Here is a 4,150-nt window from a genome sequence, read left to right as displayed (position 1 = left end):
GGGTGAGGCTGCGTCCAACAAGACCCGCCCGCACCCGGCGTTCGTGCGCGGTCAGTGCCGTGGTGTCGGCCAGTGCCCGTTGATAGGCCACCCGCAGCGCGGCGGCCGGCTCCTCACAGCGGTCCGCCTCGCTTCCGGGCGCGAGATCCCAGACGGGAACGACGAGCCCGTCGGCGCGGAAGAACCCGATGAACCTGGAGCCCTCCCCCACCGTGAGACGTTCGGCCGCAGCCAGGCGAGCCAGCGCATCCAGCAACGCCTCCTCGGTGGGGGCGACGTCGGCGCCCGCGCCGATGGGAGCGACCGCCTCGGCCTCGGAGCCGGTGCCCGCCGCAGTACCCGCCGCGCCCGGCCAGGCCAGCGGAAGCGCCCACCGCAGGTGCCAGCGGTCACCGGGGTGGCACCAGTAGGCGGCCGGCACCGAGGTGAGCCGTACGGTGGGCACCACGGTGGCGTTGGCGCGCTCCAGCATCACCGCCACCTCCTGGTTCGGACCGCTCTCCTCGTCCGACGGTGGCAGCCACCATCCGAACCCGGAATGAACGGTGATGCCCAGGGGTGCCGGGTCCAGCAGGTCGGTGAGCCGGGGCAACCCGGCGAGTCCCGCGGGCAGTTGTTCCACGAGGCGCGGCGCGGAGGCAGGCGGGATGTCGATCACACTCCCCGGCTCAGCGGCGAGTGCGGCGAGCAAGGCACCGGCGACATCCCGCGATGCGTCCAGACCCGGAAGGGCGATCTGCAGGGCGACCAGGATTTCGCCGTCCTCGCGCACCAGGGCGGGGGCGGCCTGCGGCAGCATCGTGCAGAGCGTGATGCGCCGGCCGGCGTGCTCAGGATGGTCGGCGAGGTAGGCCGCCGCCAGGGTCAGCGGCGCGGTGGCGCTGGGCACCAGCTCCCGCAGGGCGACCAGGTCCGGCTCGTCGCGGCGGCCCGCGAACGGGCGCAGCACGGGAGCCGGCCGGTTCCGCTCGCCGTGGCACGCCTTGTAACGACGGCCCGACCCGCAGGGACAGGGTTCCCGCGGTCCGACGGCGGGGATGGCCCCATCGGATCCGTGGACGGACGGGCGGCGACGGCTCCGTGCGGCTCCCCCGCCAGAGCCGGGCGTGGCGACTCGTGCCGGGCGGGTGCCGGGACGCTGGGGTGCGGGTCGGCGAGCGATCACGACCTCCTGAGGTAGAGACCGTCACGCGCGGTCATGGACTTCCTGCGGGTAAGGCTAAGCCATGGTCGGCGGATGACGAGGGTGCCGGGTGGCGGCCGCGCCCGTGGCAAACACCACCGCTCCCGTCGCGGGAGCGGGCCCCGTCGTAGGAGCGGGCCGACGGAGAGCCGACAGCCGACAGATCCGGTCGAGGACAGATCCGGTCGACGACAGATGCATCCCCGGCATCTCGGGCGCCCATTCAGGGATAACCCTCTTCCACGGCAGGGACTATCCCGTCACTGCGGAACCATTACCACGGATACCGCACGCGGCCCCCTCCTCAATGGGCACGATGAACACAGCCGTTCGGCGGACGGGCCCTGGCGGGACTGATGGCGAGCATCATCGACGCTCGTCCGCAAGCCACCGTCACCGTGGCGGCACATCCAGGAAGACGACGCCGCGGGAACCGGTGAAAGGCCGCTCGACAGGCGGTGCCCGCGGCATTCATCTCGATATATGGGGGGTCGGTGGCGAAGGTCGTCGTTGCCGGCGGGGGCATTGCTGGGATCGCCTGCGCCAGCACACTGCTAGCCGAGGGAATCACCGTGGATGTCCGTGACCGGGGCCGCGTGATCGGCGGACGGATGGCCTCACGGTGGATAGACGGGCGCATCGTGGACTCCGGCGCGTCGTACTTCACCGCCACCTCGCCGGAGTTCCGCGAAGTCGTGGACGATTGGTTCATCCGTGGCCTGGTACGCCCCTGGACGCACCAAATGTCGGTAATCAGTGGGCCGACCGCCACCTTGGCCGAGCCGCGTTCCGGCCCGCTGCGGTACGCCGCCCCGCGCGGGCTGCGTTCCCTGGTCGCCGACCTCGCGTCCCGCGCCGGGGTGCAGGTCGCGCAGTCCACGCCGATCCGCCGGATCACCCCGGGTCCCCGCGTCGACGACGAGGCCGCCGACGCGGTGGTCCTCGCGATGCCCGACCCGCAGGCGCTGCGCCATCTCGACCCGGCCTGCACCGAGGAGCGGGCGCAGCTCGCCGGCCGCCCCTGGTCGCCGGTGCTGGCGCTGCTCGCCGGCTGGCCCTACCGGTGCTGGGCACCGATCGACGGAGCCTTCGTCCACGACGACGATACGATCGCCTGGATCGCCGACGACGGCCGTCGCCGGGGTGACAGTGCCGCCGTCCTGGTCGCCCACTCGACGCCGGATTTCGCGCGGCCGCGGCTGGCCGACCCCGCGGCGGCCGGGCCCGATCTCGTCGCGGCACTACGGCGCCTGCTCACCATCACGGTGCAACCCAGTTGGACGTACGTGCAAAGGTGGACCTTCGCCCGCCCGGACCGTCCGCACGAACAGCCGTACTACCTGTCCGGCAGTGGGATCGGGCTCGCCGGCGACGGCTGGGGAACACCGAAGATCGAGAATGCCTGGCACTCGGGCACCGAGCTGGGCCGAGCCCTCGCCGCCCGATTGAGATAACCGATTGCGATAACCTATCGCAATAACCGATTACGATGACCGATGGCATGTGACCGGATCGATCCTGCGCCGGCGTAGGTCGTTCGGTTGATGATGCGTGACGCGGGTACACCCTCCGGCATGGAGATCAAAGTAAGCCTGTCGTTGCCCCACGATGAGATCTCCATACCCGTAGTTCGACGTATCTGCACGCAGTCCCTGAAAGTCCTGGGCGTCAGCCAAGAATGCATTTACGATGTTGAACTTGCATTGACAGAAGCGTGCGACAATGTTCTTCTACATGCCCATGACGGCGACGAGTACGAGGTTTTGGTGGGAGTGGACAACGAAGTCGCCATCATCGAGGTGAGCGATCGCGGCGACGGTTTCGACGGCATGGATAATCTCGATCGGACGGCCCGCCAGAACAGCGATTTCCCCAGGCCGGAAAATGTTCCCGAGCAAGGCCGTGGCATCTTTCTCATGCGCGCTCTGATGGACCGGGTGCAGTTCCACCAGGTGGACGGCCCCCATCGGGGCACCCGCGTGCATCTGGAGAAGACTCTCACCTGGGAGGAGAGCGCTCCCGGGGAGCGGCTGAGCCGGGCGCGGACGGGGCCCTGGCCCGCTTCCCGCCCGGAGGTGGCCGAGGGCATCCATCCGGTCTGACGTCTCCCGCCGTCCCCCGCCGACTCCCTTCGTCGATCGGCCGACTCCCTTCCTCGACCGGCCGCCCCACAATCCGACCGGCTACGCTGACGGGAGTGGACTCCGAGGGATCTGGGCGGGTATCGCGATGGGTGTGGTAGTGACCGAGGCGGCCCCGCCCGTCCGGATCGGGATCGTCACCTTCCCCGGCTCCCTCGACGACCGGGACACGGCGCTCGCAGTGCGGGCCGCCGGTGCCGAACCGGTCTCCCTCTGGCATGGCGACAGCGATCTCGCTGGCGTCGATGCCGTCATCCTGCCCGGCGGATTCTCCTACGGTGACTACCTGCGCGCCGGTGCGATAGCCCGGTTCTCGCCCATGGTGGCGGCCCTCGTCCCGGCGGCCCGTGCGGGCCTGCCAATTCTCGGCATCTGCAACGGGTTTCAGGTGCTCTGCGAGGCCGGCCTGCTCCCCGGGGCATTGACTCGCAACGTGGGACTGCACTTCGTCTGCCGCGACCAACGGTTGCGGGTCGAGGCGCCAGGCACTGCCTGGACCCGCGGCTACCAGGACGGCGAGGAGATCGTCATCCCGGTGAAGCATGGGGATGGTCGCTATGTCGCGGCCCCGGGCGTGCTCGCCGAACTCGAGGCGGCCGGGCGGGTTGTGGTGCGCTACGTCGGCGGGAATCCCAACGGGTCGGCCGCTGACATCGCCGGGATCTGTAACGAGAGCCGGACGATCGTGGGCCTGATGCCGCATCCCGAGCACGCTGTTGACGACCTCACCGGCCCCGGGGTCGGCGGGCTTCGCATGTTCACCTCGGTACTGTCCGGCGTTTTGTCGGCTTTTTCCTCTTAAAGAGAGATTTTTGGTTACGAGGGG

Annotated in this window: 4 protein-coding genes; 3 read left to right on the top strand and 1 reads right to left on the bottom strand. The window is 69.8% G+C overall.

Annotation, left to right across the window (positions count from 1 at the left end; all coding sequences use genetic code 11):
• On the bottom strand, positions 1-1,165 hold a 1,165-nt coding region (locus AC08OP_RS21895; protein ID WP_476615902.1), incomplete at its 3' end, for a DUF5926 family protein.
• A gap of 512 nt (positions 1,166-1,677) precedes the next feature.
• On the opposite strand from AC08OP_RS21895, the gene AC08OP_RS21890 reads away from it, so the two are divergent.
• The 3 genes from AC08OP_RS21890 to purQ all read left to right on the top strand — a co-directional run bounded on the left by AC08OP_RS21890 (position 1,678) and on the right by purQ (position 4,126).
• Positions 1,678-2,637: an NAD(P)/FAD-dependent oxidoreductase gene (locus AC08OP_RS21890; protein ID WP_476615901.1), complete on the top strand. Its 960-nt coding sequence runs from the start codon at positions 1,678-1,680 to the stop codon at positions 2,635-2,637.
• A 90-nt stretch (positions 2,638-2,727) separates the two neighbouring features.
• The gene (locus AC08OP_RS21885) at positions 2,728-3,285 is read left to right on the top strand and encodes an ATP-binding protein (RefSeq protein ID WP_476615903.1); all 558 of its coding nucleotides are present in this window, start codon (positions 2,728-2,730) and stop codon (positions 3,283-3,285) included.
• Positions 3,286-3,412: 127 nt separating this feature from the next.
• Positions 3,413-4,126: a phosphoribosylformylglycinamidine synthase subunit PurQ gene (gene purQ, locus AC08OP_RS21880; RefSeq protein WP_476615900.1), complete on the top strand. Its 714-nt coding sequence runs from the start codon at positions 3,413-3,415 to the stop codon at positions 4,124-4,126.
• The last annotated feature ends 24 nt before the right edge of the window (positions 4,127-4,150 follow it).

It is taken from the genome of Frankia sp. CeRuru1, assembly GCF_977966315.1.
Note: the sequence above shows the minus strand (reverse complement) of the source record. Positions and strands in the feature narration are given on the sequence as shown.

Bases quoted from the DNA above. Each gene is read 5' to 3' on its own strand.
- AC08OP_RS21885 (WP_476615903.1), top strand. From the start codon at position 2,728: ATGATGCGTGACGCGGGTACACCCTCCGGCATGGAGATCAAAGTAAGC.
- purQ (WP_476615900.1), top strand. From the start codon at position 3,413: ATGGGTGTGGTAGTGACCGAGGCGGCCCCGCCCGTCCGGATCGGGATC.